Raw genomic sequence first — 15733 nt, forward strand, 5'->3', positions numbered from 1 at the left:
GCTTCGTCCGCCGGAGTTCGTCGCTACTCCGTCATCGACACGTACGTCCGCGTGTCGGTGACGCCGTCGACGCCGCGGACCGCGTCGGCGACGGTGTCGAGCACGGTGTACATGTCGGGCGCGTCGACCTCCGCGACCACGTCGAAGTCGCCGGCGACGACGTGCGCCTCCGTCACGGTCTCGATCCCCGAGACCGTGTCGGCGACGCCCCCGGTGTCCGCGTCCCCGCTCACCTTCACCATCACGAACGCGTGAACCATAGTGTGTCAACATCTACCACAGTCAAAAACCTTCCTGCACGCCGGAGGTAGCGTTATAGTCTCCCATGACAATCAGTGGCACATGCGTTTCATCGTCATCGGATCGGGTCGCGTCGGACTGCGCACCGCGCGGGTGCTCCGCGAGGAGGGCCACGACGTGACCATCGTCGAGCGCGACGCGGATCGGGCGGACCGAGCCCGGGCCGACGGCTTCAGCGTCGTCGAGGGCGACGGCGCCCGCGAGGAGGTGTTGGCGAAGGCGGCCGTCGAGCGCGCGGACGCCGTCGGCGCGCTGACCGGCGATCTGAACGTCAACTTCGCGGCGTGCATGATCGCCAAGCACCACGGCTGCCGGACCGTGATGCGCATCGACGAGGACTACCGCGAGGAGATCTACCAGAAGTACGCCGACGAGGTCGACGAGATCATCTACCCCGAGCGGCTGGGCGCCATCGGGGCGAAGAACGCGCTGCTGGGCGGGAACATCCGCGCGATCGCCGACATCGCCGAGCACCTCCAGGTGCTGTTGGTCACGATCACCGAGGAGTCGCCGATGCGCGGGTACACGCTCTCGGAGGTCGAGCTCCCCGCCAACGCGCGGCTGTTGGCGTTCGGCAAGCGCGGCGAGCCGATGGGGATCCCGCTGCCCGACGACTCGCTGGAGGAGGGCGACCGGGTCGCCGTCCTCGCGGACTTCGGCGTGCTCGACGACGTGCGCCAGCTGCTCGTCGGCGACGACGCAGGAGAGACGCTCGCGTCGGCCGCGAGAACGGGGGGAGGTGCCTGAATGGTCGTCGCGTACGTGATGGTGAAGGCCGCCTCCGGCGACGCCGACCGCATCCGCGAGTCGATCCGCGAGCTCGACGGCGTCACCGAGGCGCACATCGTCGCCGGCGACATGGACTTCGTCGTCAAGGTCGACGTGGCGGACCCGACCGAGGTGAAGCGCGTCGCCGCCGACGGGATCCAGGGGATCTCGGGCGTCGAGGACACGCGGACGTACATCGCGATGAGCTGAACGCCGAACCGGGACCCGAACCGAGACTGAGACCCGGACACGGGGCGACCTCGGTTCGCCGCCCTCCTCGGTTCCGTCTCAGAACGCGCCGCTTCCCTCGTCGCCGCCGGCTGCGCGCGCGCGTCCGATGAGCCCCGTCACCGGTTCGCCGTACTCGTAGCCCGGGATCACGCCCTGGACGTACGTCCCCTCGACGAAGTCGACGATCGCGACCGCGTCGTTCAGTCCGCGGCGCTCGTTCACGTCCCGGATCGACTCGGCGACGGCCACCTCGTCGCCGCGGCGCTCGACCGTCGGGTCCAGATCGTGGCCGGCGGCGGTCACGTCGCCGACGGCCGCGATCCGGCGCTCGAAGGTGTCGAGCCAGCCGTCCTCGACGACGGCCGCCACGTCGTCCTCGGCGACGGCCGAGAGGGTCGGCACGGACACCGTCACGTCGAACTCGACGCGGCCGTCCTCGGCCTCCGCGACGGCGAGCGCGGCGTCGAACGGCGTTGACGTGATCGCGAGCGTTCCGTCGGGGGCGTCCGCGTCGACGGCGTCGTGGTCTCGGGCGGCGCGGCGGACGCGTCCGGGGAGGGCGTTGTCGTCGACGCCGTCGGCGTCGGTGTCGGCGTCCGCGCTGTCGGCGTCGGCGCGGGCGGTATCGTCGGTATCGCTCATGCCCGTCGAGAGGGTCGGCGGTCGGATAAACGGCGCGCTCGCGGGACGCAGACGCGCTCCCGCGAGCGCGTCGACGCCGGCCGATCATCGCCTCGGCCGTAGCGCGCGCCGGCTGCACCACGGCCGTCGCCATCGGCGGCAGTCGACGCCGGCGAACCGGGGGCTTTAGCCCGCCGAACCGAACGCCGATGCATGGCCGACACCTTCCACGACACCGACGGGCTCGTCGCGGCGCTGTCGGACGCCGACTTCGACCGCCCGCCCGCGCTCGTCGCCAACGCGCACATCACCGGCGTGAGCGTCGCCCGCGCGCTCTCGGCCCACGGCGTGCCCGTGATCGCGCTGGATCGCACCGACTCGGGGCTCGCGCCGCCCTCCGACGCCGTCGACTACGCCGGGCAGGTCACCTACCCGCTGGACGACGCCGACGGCTTCCGAGCGGACGTGGAGCGCGTCGCCGACGCCCTCGAGTTCGAGCCGGTCGCGTTCGCCTGTATGGACGAGTGGGTCCGCGGGTTCGCCGAGACCGAGCCCGCGGGCGTCCGCCTGCCGTTCTCGGATCTCGCCGGCGTCGAGCGCGTGCTCGACAAGGCGAACCTCTACGCGCTGTGTGAGGACCTCGGGGTCCCGTACCCCGAGACGTACGAGGTCGGCGAACACGGGATCGACGAGATCGTCGAGACGCTGGCGTTCCCGTTCGTCGTCAAGCCCGCGCACAAGCGGAAGTTCGAGGAGGCGTTCGGGACGAACGTCATCGAGGTCGCCGACCGCGGGGAGTTCGAGGAGGTCGTCGCGGGGGCCCGCGAGCACGACGCGACCGTGCTCGCCCAGGAGAAGGTGAACACCGAGGCGGGCCGGGACACCTCGCTCGCGAGCTACATGCCGCCCGAGTCGGCCGACCGCGACCCCCTCGCGGTCGTCGGCAACGCCGCGGTGCGGTACCCCGAGTTCGGCACCTCCTGTCTAGTCGAGCGCGTGGAGGAGCCGTCCGTCCGCGAGCACGCCCTCGCGGTGCTGGAGGAGACCGGGTATCACGGCATCAGCGAATCGGAGTTCGTCTACGACGCCGACCGCGCACAGTACGTCCTGCTCGACGTGAACACGCGGCCGTGGAAGTGGATCTCGATGCCCGTCGCCGCCGGCGCGAACCTCCCGATGGCCGCCTACGCCGACGCCGTCGACGGCGTCGAGTACGAGGCCGACGCGGCCGGCGGCGGGCCCCGCGACGCGCGGTGGGTGTACCTCCCGGACTACGTCCAGCGGTGTCTCACCGACGCGGCGTTCTGGGACGTGCTCTCCGAGGACGACTGGGCGAGCCTCGTCTCCGGCGACTTCGAGCGCGAGGGCGACCTGACGACCGGGATCTACCGCCCGAGCGACCCCGCCCCCGCGGTGAAGTACCTGACCGGGGAGTTCACCGACCGGGAGTACTACTGCTCCTGTTGAGGCCGCGAAGACGGTGACTCCGCGGTGGCGCGTGCCGGCGGACCTCAGTGTCCGCCGGATGCGCGCGAGGGATAAGCGACCCGGGCGCGGCGTCGCCGCGCCCGGGTGAGCGAATCGGCTGGGGAGGTCGTGGCTGCGGTGCGGTTACGGCGGGCGAGATCCGAAACGGGACCGCGGATCGATTCCGCCGATCGGTCGGTGACGCGGGTCAGTCCGTCTTCAGGAACGTCGCCTCGCCGTCCTGATGGACGGTGATCCGGTACGACTCGTAGGTGAACTCGACCTGCATCTGTGCTCGCGGCGACGGCGGCGTGGAGAAGACGTGATCGAGCACGCCGTCGACGCACTCGTAGATGGTCGACAGGTCGGTCGCCTCCTTCCCCTCGATCTCCTGGACGATCCCGGCGATCTCCGCCCCCGGGTTCTCCACGTCCGTGTCGAGTTCGCGATGGATGATCTGAGACTCGGAGTCGTCGGTCATGCGAGGGAGTTCAGTACCCGGAGTAATAGGCATGGCTGCGGTAGAGTCGACCGATCGCCGGACTGCATCGGATCGATCGCCACATTCAGCCACGCGACGGCCAGTTCCCCCCGAAGCGATAGGCAATCGACGTTTCCTGAACACCGGGCGATCCGACGGATCCGGTCGACGGTCGGAACCGTGGACGACGCGCGTCAGATCAGCCGCAGCCGCGCCGTCCAGAACTCCGAGAACGCCTCCTCCAACGCCGCCTCCGGCTTCCCGGTCGCGTCGCTACCCGCGGTGTGATCCGCGTGCTCCGCCAGCCGCTTCACGATCCCCGACTCGCCGACCAGCACCACGCGGTCCAGATCCGCCGGCAACGCCGACAGCGCCGCCTCACACTCCTCCAGATGCTCGTCGATCTGCTCCTCGCGGAGGCGCTCGTAGCGCGCCTGCGAGAAGCCGCCCTTGTCGTGCTCGTCCATCACGTCCGTCCGGACCGTCTCCAGGTCGACGCGCTCGTCGCCCTCGTACACGCCGACCGCGAAGGTGTCCGAACGCGCCAGCCCGAACGCGAACCGCCCCGTCGGCCGGAACCACTCCTCCTCGACCCGAAAGCCCGCCGACCACTCGCAGAAGGGCTCCGGGTCCAGCGCCGGCGCGAGCGCGCACGACACCAGCCCGGCGTCGTCGGCGTACACGAGCGTCGGGGCCGCCCGGTGCGCCAGCGACGCGCGTTCGCCGAGCGCCGCCGACACCGCGTCGGGCACGTCGCCGTCGTCGGCGACGAACGCCGACAGCGCCCCCTCCGGGCCGGTCTCCACGCTCCGCAGGCGCGAGAGCACCTCGTCGCGGCGGTCGGGCCGCAGCGTCTCGATGTCGCGGAAGTCGACGCTCGCGTCGGCGTCGGCCTCCCGCTGCTGGGCGCGCTCCAGGCGGTCCTCAAGCTCCGTGATCCGCGTTTCCAGCTCGTTGACCCGCTTTTCGGCCTCCTGACGCTTCCGGGCGGCCTCGGCGCGCCGCTCCTCCTCGGCCTCCATGTGCGCGACGGCGTCGTCGCGTTCCCCCTCCAGCTCGGCGATGCGCTCCTTCAGGCGCCTCCTGCCGAGGAGTCGATCGATCATACGCCAGTCGGCGAGCCCCCGGGGCAAAAACGGTACGGGGATCGGCCGGCGACGCGGGTGCCGGTTGCCGTCGCTGGTGCCGGTTCGCGTCGCTACTCGTCGGTGCCCGTCGGCGGACGCGTCGCCCGCGACCCCGCTCAGGCGTACTCCGCGGGGTCTCCGGTGTCTCCCTCCCACCCGGTGAAGCGGAGCAGGTCGCCGGCGCGCTCGGCGTTCGCGAGGAACACCTCGCTGCGGCCCGGCAGGCGGAACTTGAGGTCCTCCGGCACCGCGGCTTCCGGGAGCGCGAGCGTCCCAGAGGGGACGTCCTCGTCGCCGACGACGGGGAAGTGCTTCGTCCCGACCTTCATCACGAGCGGGTTGTCGAGTCGGGTGATCCCCTCCTCGTCCGCATACAGCTGTTCGTTCACGCGCTCGTGATCCGCCCGCTTGATCGCCGCCGCGCTGTCGCTGTCGCTGGGCTGCACGTACAGTTCGCCCAGGTAGTAGCCGTGTGAGAACCGTTCGAACATGCGGTACATCCGATACGCGGTCGTTCAGAGTGATAAACGTTAGCACGAACCATTAAGTCGGACCGCATTCCGAGGACCCCGATTCTCGTCGGGCGAAAATCGGACGGCTCCGAGGACGGCGACGGCGGCCCGCTCACGCCCCGGCGGCGCCCGCCGACACCGACGCCTTGAGGGGCGCCGCCCCGAAGCGTCGGGTATGTCCGACTTCCAGCGGTTCGGTCTCGGCACGTACCAGCTCACCGGCCCGCAGTGCGTCGAGAGCGTCCGGACGGCCGTCGAGGCCGGCTACGACGCGATCGACACGGCGCAGGGCTACCAGAACGAGGCGCTCGTCCGCGAGGGGATCGAGGCCGCCGGCGCCGACCCCGAGGACCTCTTCGTCGCGACGAAGCTCCGGACGGAGAACCTGAGCTACGACGACGCCTACGACACCGCCCACGAGTCCGCCGCGCGCCTCGGCGTCGACGCCATCGACCTGCTGTACGTCCACTGGCCGATCAACAGCTACGACGCCGAGGAGACGGCCCGCGCGCTGAACGACCTCGTCGCCGAGGGCACCGTCGACCGCGTCGGCCTCTCGAACTTCCGACCGGATCAACTCGACGTGGCGCGTGAACACCTCGACGTGGATCTCTTCGCCCACCAGGTCGAGTGTCACCCGATGCTCCAACAGGAGGAGCTTCGCGAGTACGCCCGCGAGGACGGCCACTGGCTGGTCGCCTACTGTCCGATCGCGCGCAATCAGGTCGCCGACATCGACGAGATCGTCGAGATCGCGGAGGCCCACGACGCCACGCCCGCGCAGGTGTCGATCGCGTGGCTGCTCGCCCACGACGAGCTCGCCGCGATCCCGAAGGCGACGAGCGAGGCGCACATCCGCGACAACCTCGCGGCGACGGAGCTGGAGCTGACCGACGAGGAGGTCGCGACTATCGACGGCCTCTCCGAGGAACACCGCATCGTCGACTTCGAGGAGGCGCCCTGGAACCGGGTCGACGCCTGAGCCGCCGCCCCGACCGCTCTACATCCGTCATCGACCCCTGTCGTCGACGCAGCACGGTCCGTCCGTTCGCGCGTTTTACTTTCACTCCGGACAAGGCCGATAGTTAACCCCGAGCGGGGGCATCGGTCGGATACGATGCGAGAAACCTCCAACGGAGACGACGAACGCGACGATCCCGTCGGGCCGGCGTCCCGGCAGGTGTTGGCGGTCGCGGTGGTGTTCGCGGTGCTCGGCGGAGCGCTCGTGCGGTTCGCGACCGTCGAGCCGCCGCCGGGGACCCTCTGGACGGCGCTGTCCGTGGTCGTCGTCGCCGCGGCGGTCACGCTGTTCGGCGGCGATGCGGTTCGCACGGCGCTGCGCGTGCTGGGTCGGTGAGCGGCAGTCGACGGCGATGAATCGACCGAACTGCGCGGTCGGGGATCGTTATCCGGTGTTCTTCATCCCGGCCGCGATCCCCTTCACCGTCAGGCGGAGCGCGCGTTCCTCCGCCTCGGTCAGGTGGGTTCGCGAGAGCAGGTCCACCTGCAGGAGGTTCAGCGGGTCCACGTAGGGGTTGCGGCGCTGAAGGCTCTCGTCGAGCCACTCGCGGCGGACCAGCTCGTCGTTGCCGGTGATCTCCCGGACCAGCTCGACCGCGCGCTCGTACTCCGCCTCGATGCGCGGGAAGAACTCCTCGCGGAGGTGCTCGGGCGCGAGGTCGGCGTACTCGGCGGCGATCTCCAGCTCCGTGCGCGCCAGCGACAGCGCGACGTGGTCGACCGTCGTCCGGAAGAACGGCCACTCCTCGTACATCTCCCGGAGGGTATCGAGGTCGCCGCCGTCCTCCAGGTAGGTGTCCAGTCCGGAGGCGGTCGAGAACCAACCGGGGAGGATGGCGCGGCTCTGAGTCCACGAGAACACCCACGGGATCGCGCGCAGGTCCTCGACCGTCCGCTCGCCCGACCGCGAGGCCGGCCGCGACCCCATGTTGAGGTCCTCGATCACGGTGATCGGCGTCGCCGTCTCGAAGAACTCGACGAAGCCGTCGGTCTCCAGCAGGTCCTGGTAGGCGTCCCGGGCGCCCTCGCCGGCGGCGTCCATCGCCGCCTCCCACTCCTCACGCACGTCGGGCGCGGTTCCCTGCAGCGCGCGCAGGCGGGCGCGAACCTGCGCGTCGAGCATCTGTTCCAACTCGCGCTCGGCGACCCGAGGGTTGGCGAACTTCTCGGCGATGGCCTCGCCCTGCTCGGTGAACTTGATCTCGCCGGTCGCGGTCTCCGGCGGCAACGCGAGCATCGCCTCGTTCATCGGGCCGCCGCCGCGGGAGATGGAGCCGCCGCGGCCGTGGAACAGCCGCAGCTCGACGCCCAGATCGTCGGCGACCTCCGCCAGCCGGCGGGCGTTCTGCTGGAGGTCCCACGCCGCCGCCAGCGGGCCGTTCTCCTTGTTGGAGTCGGAATAGCCGAGCATCACCTCCTGGAGGTTCCCTCGCTCCTCCAGCGCGGCGCCGTACGCGTCGTTGTTGACGAGCGTGTCGAAGATGTCGCGGGCGTTCGCGAGCGCCGAGGCCGTCTCCAGCAGCGGCACCACGTCGAGCCCGCAGTGGTCCGGGAGGTCGACGACGCCGGCGAGGTCCGCGAGGTACAGCACCTCCAGCACGTGGGAGGGCTCCTCGGTCATCGAGATGCAGTAGGCGTCGATCGCCTCCTCGCCGTACTCGCGGTGCCAGTCGGCCAACGCGCGGAACCGGTCGCAGACGCGCTCGCTGGTCTCGGAGAACTCCTCGCCGGGGTCGAGGCTCCCGACGGCGTCGTCGACGACCGACTCCGTGAGGACGGCGACGCGCTCGTCCTCGTCCATCGCCCCGTAGTCGAGTCCCTCGCGCGCGAGCACGTCCGTGACCGTCTCGGTGTGGTTCTCCTGATGGTCGCGCAGGTCCAGCGCCGCCAGCGAGAAGCCGAACGTCTCGACGCGCCGAACCAGCGGGTCGACGCGCTCTGCGGCGGTCGTCTCGTGGCCGTTCGCGCGCAGGTCGCCCGCCAGCGCCCGCAACGAGGCGACGAGGTCGTCGGGGTCGTCGTAGCCGCCGGGACGGAGATCGTCGACGCGCTCGACGCGGGCGCGGACGACGGTGACGGCGCGGCGGTACGGCTCCTCGGGGTAGCGCTCGTCGGCGTCGTCGGCGACCGCCGGCACCGCCTCGCGGTCGGCGGCGACGCGCGCCTGGAACTCGTCGGTGTGGTCGAGGCGCTCGCCCTCCTGGCTGAGCGCGCCCAGCACGTCGGTCAGGGCGTCGACGTAGCGGTCGAGTACCGCCTCGCGCTGGGACTCCAGCGTCTCGCTCGTCACCTCGGGCGTGACGAACGGGTTGCCGTCGCGGTCGGAGCCGGCCCACGAGCGAAAGTCGAGGGTGCCGGCCGCGTCGGCCGCGTCGCTGGCGTCCAGGTCCGGGTGCGCCTCGACCACGCGGTCGGTCAGCGCGGCCTCGGCCTCGGCGGCCACGTCGAACAGCGTGTTCTCCAGGTACCAGCGCACGTCGCGCGCCTCGTCGGTCGGGGTGGGTCGCCGCGGGCGGACCTGCCGCGTCGACCACAGCGTCTCGACCTCCGACTCCAGATCGCGGTCCAACTCGTCGAACTCGCCGTCGGTGAGGCGGCGTTCGTCCAGGTCACGGAGGATCTCCGCGACCCGTCGGAGCTTCGCCTTCACCGTCTTCCGGCGCGCCTCCGTCGGGTGAGCGGTGAACGTCGGGACGACGCGGACGTCCTCCAGTACCTGCTGGGCGGTGTCGGCGTCGACCTCGGCGAGCGCCTCGGCGGTGCGGTCGAGGCCGTCGCCCAGATCGCCCTCCGCGCGGCCCCGGCGGACCGCCCGGACGCGTTCGCGCTCCTCGGCGACGTTGACGAGTTCGAAGTACGCCGCGTACGCCCGCGCGACCGTGCGGGTCGTCTCCGGGTCCAGCCCCGACAGCCGCTCGCGAACCGGGTCGCGCGACGGGGCGTCGCCACGGCGGTAGTCGATGGAGGCGCGACGGACCTCCTCGACGGTGTCGAACGCCTCCCTCGACGTCTGCCGCTCGAGCACCTCTCCCAGCAGCGCGGCCAGCTCGCGGATGTCGCGACCGACATCCCGCGCATCGAATGACATACACTCACATGCACGAGGGTGAGGGACAACCCTCCCGATAGGGGGCAATATTGCGTGAAATTCCTTCACGATCGAGTAAATAGAATTGGCGGTCGGCCGGCGCGCCGCTCGATGGCACGCGATTCGATCCCGACGGGCGTGGCTGTACCGCCCGACGGGGATGGACACGGAACCGGCGACTCGGGTCGTGGTGACGCGGTCGCCAACAGAACGGTTCGGTGGACGCGACAAGAAGCTCGCTATGAGGGATGTGGAGCGCTCCGGACGGCTCCGTTCGGAACCGAACCGGAACGGAATCGCGGCGGCGGAGCGACGGCGTGTCGACGGGGAGGGTGTTTTACCCGGTGGACGCGAGCGTGTTTCCCCCGGTCGACGCGCGACAGAATCGACGGGAGACGCCCGGGTTCACCCTTTCGTCAGGCTTTTGCGTGGCGCCTCCCGAGAGGGAGCTATGAGCGCAGACGACGACAAGTACCCCGGCGAGTCCGGCCGTCGCCGGTTCGTCAAGGGCGTCGTTGGCGGAGCGGCCCTCGCGGGCGTCGGGGCCACCGGGTCGGCTGCCGTCAACAGCCTCACCACCTCCCCGGGGCGCGGCGGGGGGGCCACCGAGGCGATGGCGATCGAGAACACCGCGGGCCCGGCGCCGCGCGGCATGCCGCAGGTCCCCATCGAGATCCAAAGCGACGGGACGATCCAGGGCGTCTGGCCGGAGGTGAGCCAGGAGACGGTGCAGGGCCAGACGATCAACGTCGCCGAGATGGATCTGGGCGGCAAGACGTACTCCACGGAGTGGTTCCAGTACTGCGGCGTCGAGACGTACGAGGGGATCCAGCCGACCTACGAGTCGGACAACGTGTTCTACGTCGGCAGCGCCCCCGGCTTCGAGTGGCAAAACGACATCGAGGCCGGCACCGCCCTCAACATCAGCATGTTCGACGACTACGAGACGTGGGGCAACGGGGTCGGCGTCGCCGGCATCGGCAAGCCCGGCACCGCCAACTGGCGTTCCCAGGACACCGAGGACACGATCCCGGTGAACGTCCTCCGGTCGACGATCATCGAGCAGCTCGCGGAGAACGGGCAGGCGCCCGCCCCGGACCAGGACGAGCCGTACACCGTTACCTCGGACGTCCAGCAGTGGCTCCAGGCGTCGACCTCCCAGGGCGTCATCGCGTGGCTCAACAAGTGCACCCACTTCTGTTGCGTGCCCGGCTTCAAGGCCGAGGGCGGCACGAAGTTCAACGCGGCCAACGAGGTGTACTGCCCGTGCCACCAGTCGGTGTATGAGCCGTTCAGCATCGTCCCGACGCTGTTCACCGCGCGCCCGCGCCCCGACGAGTAGACGCGCGCCGACCCGCACCCGACCGCTTTTCCTCGCCCCCCGCGACGACCCGCCCGTGAGCGACGACACCCCCGACGCGACCGACGGCGACGACCCCGACAGCGACGACCCCGACGGGGACGCGTCCGACAGCGACGCGCCCGCGGACCGGACGTTCGAGCGCGAACTGGCGGCCGCTCGCGCCCTCCTCGAGGACGCCGACGACCTCACCGCGCTCCACGTCGGCGTGGTCCGCGGCGACCGCGTGGACACCACGACCGCCCGCCGCAGCGAGGGCGAGCAGGCGGGACTGGAGACGCTGGCGCTGTTGGCCTCTCACCTCCGCACGGTCGCGAACGAGGCCGGCGTCGACGTCGAGACGGTCGCCGGCGACGCCGCCAGCCTCGCGAACGAGGTCGAGGAGTTCCCGACGGACCCGACCGCCGTCCGCGACGATGACGGCGACGGCGACCGCGACGGCGACGACGCGGAGTAGGTCGCGACCGACGGTCCGTGTTCGAGACCGACAGCCGCGCTCGACCGCCACACACGCCAGCGACGCCCACGTGTCCGCCGCCCGCGACAGCCTTATTGCGATGCACACATTCGTACATCGTACAACCAACACCGACAACGGTGGTTCACAATGAGTATACAAGATCACATCGAGCGCGTGACGGAGGGGGAGGACCTGAGCGTCGCGGCGGCCCGCGAGGCGTCGACGGCAGTGTTCGAGGGGGCGACCGAGGCGCAGATCGGCGCGTTGCTCGCGGGGTTGCGCGCGAAAGGCGAGACGGAGGCCGAGATCGCCGGGTTCGCACAGGGGATGCGCGAGGCCGCGCGGACGATCGAGCCCGACGCCGGCCCGCTCGTCGACACCTGCGGCACCGGCGGCGACGACTACGACACGATCAACGTCTCGACCACGTCGGCGATCGTCGCCGCCGGGGCGGGCGTCACCGTCGCCAAGCACGGCAACTACTCCGTCTCCTCGTCGTCGGGCTCGGCGGACGTGCTGGAGGTTGCGGGCGTCGAGGTCGACGCCGAGCCGCCGGCCGTCGAGGACGCCATCGAGCGCGACGGCATCGGCTTCATGCTCGCGACGGTGTTCCACCCCGCGATGAAGGCCGTCATCGGCCCGCGCCAAGAGCTCGGGATGCGGACGATCTTCAACGTCCTCGGGCCGCTCACCAACCCCGCGGGCGCCGACGCGCAGGTGCTCGGCGTGTACGACCCGGATCTCGTCCCGGTCATCGCCGAGTCGCTCACGCACATGCCCGTCGAGCGCGCGCTCGTCGTCCACGGCGACGGCGCCGACGAGATCGGGCTCCACGGTCCGACGACGGTCGCCGAGGTCGACGGCGACGAGGTCACCGAGTTCACCCTCACCCCCGAGGACATCGGCCTCGACCGCGCCCCCGTCGCCGACATCGCCGGCGGCACCCCCGAGGAGAACGCCGAGGACCTGACGGGGATCGTCCGCGGCGACGTGACCGGCCCGAAGCGCGACGTGATCCTCGCGAACGCGGGCGCCGCGATCTACGTCGCCGGCCTCGCCGACTCGATCGAGGAGGGAACCGAGGTGGCGGCGAACGCCATCGACGAGGGCGACGCCGCCGCGACGTTCGAGGCGCTCCGGAGCTGATGGTCCGCGTGAAGATCTGCGGCGTCACCAACGGCGCCGACCTCCGCGCGGTCGCCGACGCCGGCGCCGACGCCGTCGGCGTCATCTCCGAGGTGTCGGTCGACACGCCCCGCGAGGTCGACCTCGCGCAGGCGGCGGACCTGCTGTCGATGGCGCCGCCGCTGCTCACGACGGTGCTCGTCACGATGCCCGAGACCGCCGGGGACGCCGTCGACGCCGTCCGGACCGTGACGCCGGACGTGGTCCAGCTCCACGGCGAGTTTTCGCCCGAGGAGATCGGCTACATCCGCGCGGAGACCGAGACGAAGGTCGTCCCGGTGGTCGACTACGACGAGCCCGACCGCGCGCGGAAGCTGGACGAGGCAGCGGACGCGCTGCTGGTCGACTCGACCGACGAGGACGGCGGCGGCGGCACCGGGGAAACGGGCGACTGGACGGCCGCGGCCGACCTGCGCCGAGAGCTCGTCTCCCCGGTCGTACTGGCGGGCGGCCTGACCCCCGAGAACGTCGCCGACGCGGCCGCGACCGTCGAGCCGTTCGCCGTCGACGTCGCCAGCGGCGTCGAGCGCTCGCCCGGCGCGAAGGACCACGCGGCCGTCTCGCGGTTCGTCCGCAACGCCGGGCGCGCGCTCGGCGAGGCCGAGGAGGTGTACGAGTGACCCGCGAGGGCGAGCAGAGCGAGCCCGGCGTTCACCTCTCGCGCTCCCGCGAGGCGTTCGTCGACCTGGTCGAGTCGACCGACTGCGACGGCCCGTGCGTCGTCCACGCGACCGCCGAGTTGGGCGTCGACGTGGAGCCGCTGACCGCCTACGCGGCGCTCGCGGATCGCTCGAACCACTCGTTCCTGCTGGAGAGCGCCGAGAAGGTCGCCTCCAGCGACCCCGACGGCGCGTTCGCGCCGAGTTCGCGCGGCCGCGCCGGCACCGGAAGCGACGGCGGCGACGCGAGGAGCGACGGCGGCACCGACGGCACCGCCGAGCGCCACGCGCGCTACTCGTTCGTCGGCTACGACCCCGAGGCGGTGATCGCGGTCGGCCCCGACGGCACCGACCTTCAGCGGCTGGGACCGGCCGCCGACTACGTCGACGTTCGCGGCCCCGCCGCCGGCGACACCGTCGACCGCGTGCGCGCCGCCCTGCCCGACCTCGACCGCGTGGGCTTCCCGGACAACGACCGCCAGACGCTCGACGGCGGGCTCGTCGGTTTCCTCGCGTACGACGCGGTGTACGACCTGTGGCTCGGGGAGGTCGGCGTCGACCGCCCCGACCCCGTCGTGCCGGACGCCGAGTTCGTGCTCACCACCAGAACGCTCGCGTTCGACGACCGCGAGGGGAGCGTCTCGCTCGTGTTCACGCCGATCGTCGGCGACGACGACCCCGGCGCGGTGTACGACCGCCTGGCCGACGAGGCGGCCGATGTGGCGTCGACCCTCCGGAACGCCGAGGCGCCCGCGACGGGCGGCGTCCGCGTCGACCGCGAGACGGCCGGCCCGCGCGAGGAGTACGAGGACGCCGTCCGCGAGACGAAGGAGGCCGTCCTCGACGGCGAGGTGTACCAGGGCGTGATCTCCCGCACGCGGACGCTGGAGGGCGAGGTGGACGACCTCGGCCTGTACGAGTCGCTTCGGGCGGTGAACCCCTCGCCGTACATGTACCTGCTGCGCCACGGCGACCGCTCGGTGATCGGCGCGTCCCCGGAGACGCTCGTCTCCGTCGACGGCGACCGCGTCGTCTCCAACCCCATCGCGGGCACGATCCGGCGGGGGACCTCGCCCGTCGAGGACCGGAAGCTGGCGGGCGAGTTGTTGGCTGACGGCAAGGAGCGCGCCGAGCACACGATGCTCGTGGACCTGGCGCGCAACGACGTTCGCCGCGTGAGCGAGGCGGGGAGCGTCCGCGTCGAGGAGTTCATGAACGTCCTGAAGTACAGCCACGTCCAGCACATCGAGTCGACCGTGACTGGGACGGTCGCGGCCGACGCGGACGCCTTCGACGCGACGCGGGCGACGTTCCCCGCGGGCACCCTCACCGGCGCGCCGAAGGTGCGGGCGATGGAGCTGATCGACGAGCTGGAGCTGGAGCCGCGGGGGGTGTACGGCGGCGGCGTCGGCTACTACTCGTGGACCGGCGACGCCGACTTCGCGATCGTGATCCGGACGGCGACGGTGGAACACGGCGTGCCGCGAAGCGGCACGGGAAGTCGAGCGACGGAGCCGCGAGACGGCGGGGTCGGCCCCGACCGCCTGACCGTCCGCGCGGGCGCCGGCGTCGTCGCCGACTCGGACCCGGCCAGCGAGTACGAGGAGACCGAGCAGAAGATGGCCGGCGTGCTCGACGCCGTCGACCGGATCCGGGTCGAGCGCGCGGCGCGAAGTCGTTCGAGAGCCGAAGGCTCTCGTGATGACGAGACGCAAAGCGTCTCGAACCACGCCGCGGACGGCCGAGCGGCGGAGCCGCGAGACGACGACGGCGACGGGACCGAGGACGAGGGTGAGCAGCCGACGGAGACCTCGACGGACACCCCGGAGGTGGACCGGTGAACGTCACCGTCGTCGACAACTACGACTCGTTCACGTACAACCTCGTGGAGTACGTCTCCGACCTCCGGATCGACGGCGAGACGCCCGAGATCACGGTGCTGAAGAACGCCGCGACGCTGGCGGAGGTGCGCGACACCGACCCCGACGCGCTCCTCATCTCGCCGGGACCGGGCCACCCGAAGAACGACCGGGACGTGGGCGTCTCCGCGCCCGTCCTCCGCGAGCTGTCGCCCGAGGTGCCGACGCTGGGCGTCTGTCTCGGCCTGGAGGCCGCGGTGTACGAGTACGGGGGCAGCGTCGGCCACGCGCCCGAGCCGGTCCACGGGAAAGCGTTCCCCGTCGACCACGACGGCGCGGGCGTGTTCGCCGGGCTGGCGCAGGGCTTCCGGGCGGGTCGCTACCACTCGCTGATCGCCACCGAGGTGCCCGACTGCTTCGCCGTCACGGCGACGACAGACCACGACGGGGAGGAGCTGGTGATGGGCGTGCGCCACCGCGAGCACCCCATCGAGGCGGTGCAGTTCCACCCCGAGTCGGTGCTGACGGCCGTCGGCCACGACGTGATCGAGAACTTCCTGCGCGGCGTCTGAGCCGGGCGACCCGACGCACGACA

17 protein-coding genes are annotated in these 15733 nt (G+C 71.4%); 11 read left to right on the forward strand and 6 right to left on the reverse strand.

What is annotated here, in order from left to right; all coding sequences use genetic code 11:
- Positions 1–23: 23 nt before the first annotated feature.
- Positions 24–260 carry an Lrp/AsnC family transcriptional regulator gene (locus tag K6T50_RS06740; protein WP_222608627.1) on the reverse strand — a complete coding sequence of 79 codons (237 nt, stop codon included), beginning with the start codon at positions 258–260 and terminating at the stop codon, positions 24–26.
- 82 nt (positions 261–342) lie between these two features.
- Between K6T50_RS06740 and K6T50_RS06745 the strand changes: the two genes are divergently transcribed.
- Together K6T50_RS06745 and K6T50_RS06750 are read left to right on the forward strand one after the other, a co-directional pair.
- Complete coding sequence (locus K6T50_RS06745) at positions 343–1047, forward strand: potassium channel family protein (protein WP_222608628.1); 705 nt, start codon at positions 343–345, stop codon at positions 1045–1047.
- Entirely contained in the window at positions 1048–1278 is a 231-nt protein-coding gene (locus tag K6T50_RS06750; RefSeq protein WP_222608629.1) for an Lrp/AsnC family transcriptional regulator, read from the forward strand.
- A 78-nt stretch (positions 1279–1356) separates the two neighbouring features.
- Here the strand turns inward: K6T50_RS06750 and K6T50_RS06755 are convergent, their stop codons facing one another.
- Positions 1357–1941 (reverse strand): DUF5813 family protein, encoded by a 585-nt coding sequence (locus K6T50_RS06755; RefSeq protein ID WP_222608630.1) that lies wholly within the window; start codon positions 1939–1941, stop codon positions 1357–1359.
- Between the two features lie 192 nt (positions 1942–2133).
- Between K6T50_RS06755 and K6T50_RS06760 the strand changes: the two genes are divergently transcribed.
- Positions 2134–3387: a carboxylate--amine ligase gene (locus tag K6T50_RS06760; protein WP_222608631.1), complete on the forward strand. Its 1254-nt coding sequence runs from the start codon at positions 2134–2136 to the stop codon at positions 3385–3387.
- A gap of 208 nt (positions 3388–3595) precedes the next feature.
- Here the strand turns inward: K6T50_RS06760 and K6T50_RS06765 are convergent, their stop codons facing one another.
- From K6T50_RS06765 to K6T50_RS06775, 3 genes are all read right to left on the reverse strand, one after another.
- Entirely contained in the window at positions 3596–3868 is a 273-nt protein-coding gene (locus K6T50_RS06765) for a HalOD1 output domain-containing protein (RefSeq protein WP_222608632.1), read from the reverse strand.
- A 194-nt stretch (positions 3869–4062) separates the two neighbouring features.
- A complete protein-coding gene (locus tag K6T50_RS06770) occupies positions 4063–4974 on the reverse strand; it encodes a Vms1/Ankzf1 family peptidyl-tRNA hydrolase (protein WP_222608633.1) in 912 nt (303 codons plus the stop codon).
- A gap of 137 nt (positions 4975–5111) precedes the next feature.
- On the reverse strand, positions 5112–5486 hold the full coding sequence (locus K6T50_RS06775; RefSeq protein ID WP_222608845.1) for a DUF5802 family protein: 375 nt from the start codon (positions 5484–5486) through the stop codon (positions 5112–5114).
- Between the two features lie 196 nt (positions 5487–5682).
- On the opposite strand from K6T50_RS06775, the gene K6T50_RS06780 reads away from it, so the two are divergent.
- Together K6T50_RS06780 and K6T50_RS06785 are read left to right on the forward strand one after the other, a co-directional pair.
- Positions 5683–6489, forward strand: a complete 807-nt coding sequence (locus K6T50_RS06780) for an aldo/keto reductase (RefSeq protein WP_222608634.1) — start codon at positions 5683–5685, stop codon at positions 6487–6489.
- 135 nt (positions 6490–6624) lie between these two features.
- Positions 6625–6864, forward strand: a complete 240-nt coding sequence (locus K6T50_RS06785; protein ID WP_222608635.1) for a hypothetical protein — start codon at positions 6625–6627, stop codon at positions 6862–6864.
- Between the two features lie 48 nt (positions 6865–6912).
- Here K6T50_RS06785 and ppc read toward each other — a convergent pair whose 3' ends face one another.
- Positions 6913–9615, reverse strand: coding sequence for a phosphoenolpyruvate carboxylase (ppc, locus tag K6T50_RS06790; protein WP_222608636.1), 2703 nt, complete (start codon positions 9613–9615; stop codon positions 6913–6915).
- Positions 9616–10066: 451 nt separating this feature from the next.
- On the opposite strand from ppc, the gene K6T50_RS06795 reads away from it, so the two are divergent.
- The 6 genes from K6T50_RS06795 to trpG all read left to right on the forward strand — a co-directional run bounded on the left by K6T50_RS06795 (position 10067) and on the right by trpG (position 15710).
- Positions 10067–10957, forward strand: coding sequence for a Rieske (2Fe-2S) protein (locus K6T50_RS06795; RefSeq protein ID WP_222608637.1), 891 nt, complete (start codon positions 10067–10069; stop codon positions 10955–10957).
- Positions 10958–11012: 55 nt separating this feature from the next.
- On the forward strand, positions 11013–11432 hold the full coding sequence (locus K6T50_RS06800; protein ID WP_225935383.1) for a DUF8113 family protein: 420 nt from the start codon (positions 11013–11015) through the stop codon (positions 11430–11432).
- Positions 11433–11582: 150 nt separating this feature from the next.
- Positions 11583–12581 (forward strand): anthranilate phosphoribosyltransferase, encoded by a 999-nt coding sequence (gene trpD, locus K6T50_RS06805; protein ID WP_222608638.1) that lies wholly within the window; start codon positions 11583–11585, stop codon positions 12579–12581.
- Positions 12581–13240, forward strand: coding sequence for a phosphoribosylanthranilate isomerase (locus tag K6T50_RS06810; protein ID WP_222608639.1), 660 nt, complete (start codon positions 12581–12583; stop codon positions 13238–13240). The genes trpD and K6T50_RS06810 overlap by 1 nt, the downstream gene beginning before the upstream one ends.
- Entirely contained in the window at positions 13237–15120 is a 1884-nt protein-coding gene (gene trpE, locus K6T50_RS06815) for an anthranilate synthase component I (RefSeq protein WP_222608640.1), read from the forward strand. Before K6T50_RS06810 ends, trpE begins: the two co-directional genes overlap by 4 nt.
- On the forward strand, positions 15117–15710 hold the full coding sequence (trpG, locus tag K6T50_RS06820; RefSeq protein ID WP_222608641.1) for an anthranilate synthase component II: 594 nt from the start codon (positions 15117–15119) through the stop codon (positions 15708–15710). The genes trpE and trpG overlap by 4 nt, the downstream gene beginning before the upstream one ends.
- The last annotated feature ends 23 nt before the right edge of the window (positions 15711–15733 follow it).

Origin of the sequence: Halobaculum magnesiiphilum, assembly GCF_019823105.1 — an archaeon.
In the GTDB taxonomy this organism is placed as follows: Archaea; Halobacteriota; Halobacteria; order Halobacteriales; family Haloferacaceae; genus Halobaculum; species Halobaculum magnesiiphilum.

Coding starts and splice junctions, on each gene's coding strand:
- K6T50_RS06780 (WP_222608634.1), top strand. CDS start 5,683: ATGTCCGACTTCCAGCGGTTCGGTCTCGGCACGTACCAGCTCACCGGC.
- K6T50_RS06770 (WP_222608633.1), bottom strand. CDS start 4,974: ATGATCGATCGACTCCTCGGCAGGAGGCGCCTGAAGGAGCGCATCGCC.
- K6T50_RS06740 (WP_222608627.1), bottom strand. CDS start 260: ATGGTTCACGCGTTCGTGATGGTGAAGGTGAGCGGGGACGCGGACACC.
- trpD (WP_222608638.1), top strand. CDS start 11,583: ATGAGTATACAAGATCACATCGAGCGCGTGACGGAGGGGGAGGACCTG.
- K6T50_RS06765 (WP_222608632.1), bottom strand. CDS start 3,868: ATGACCGACGACTCCGAGTCTCAGATCATCCATCGCGAACTCGACACG.
- ppc (WP_222608636.1), bottom strand. CDS start 9,615: ATGTCATTCGATGCGCGGGATGTCGGTCGCGACATCCGCGAGCTGGCC.
- K6T50_RS06775 (WP_222608845.1), bottom strand. CDS start 5,486: ATGTTCGAACGGTTCTCACACGGCTACTACCTGGGCGAACTGTACGTG.
- K6T50_RS06785 (WP_222608635.1), top strand. CDS start 6,625: ATGCGAGAAACCTCCAACGGAGACGACGAACGCGACGATCCCGTCGGG.
- K6T50_RS06810 (WP_222608639.1), top strand. CDS start 12,581: ATGGTCCGCGTGAAGATCTGCGGCGTCACCAACGGCGCCGACCTCCGC.
- K6T50_RS06760 (WP_222608631.1), top strand. CDS start 2,134: ATGGCCGACACCTTCCACGACACCGACGGGCTCGTCGCGGCGCTGTCG.
- K6T50_RS06745 (WP_222608628.1), top strand. CDS start 343: ATGCGTTTCATCGTCATCGGATCGGGTCGCGTCGGACTGCGCACCGCG.
- K6T50_RS06755 (WP_222608630.1), bottom strand. CDS start 1,941: ATGAGCGATACCGACGATACCGCCCGCGCCGACGCCGACAGCGCGGAC.
- K6T50_RS06750 (WP_222608629.1), top strand. CDS start 1,048: ATGGTCGTCGCGTACGTGATGGTGAAGGCCGCCTCCGGCGACGCCGAC.
- K6T50_RS06795 (WP_222608637.1), top strand. CDS start 10,067: ATGAGCGCAGACGACGACAAGTACCCCGGCGAGTCCGGCCGTCGCCGG.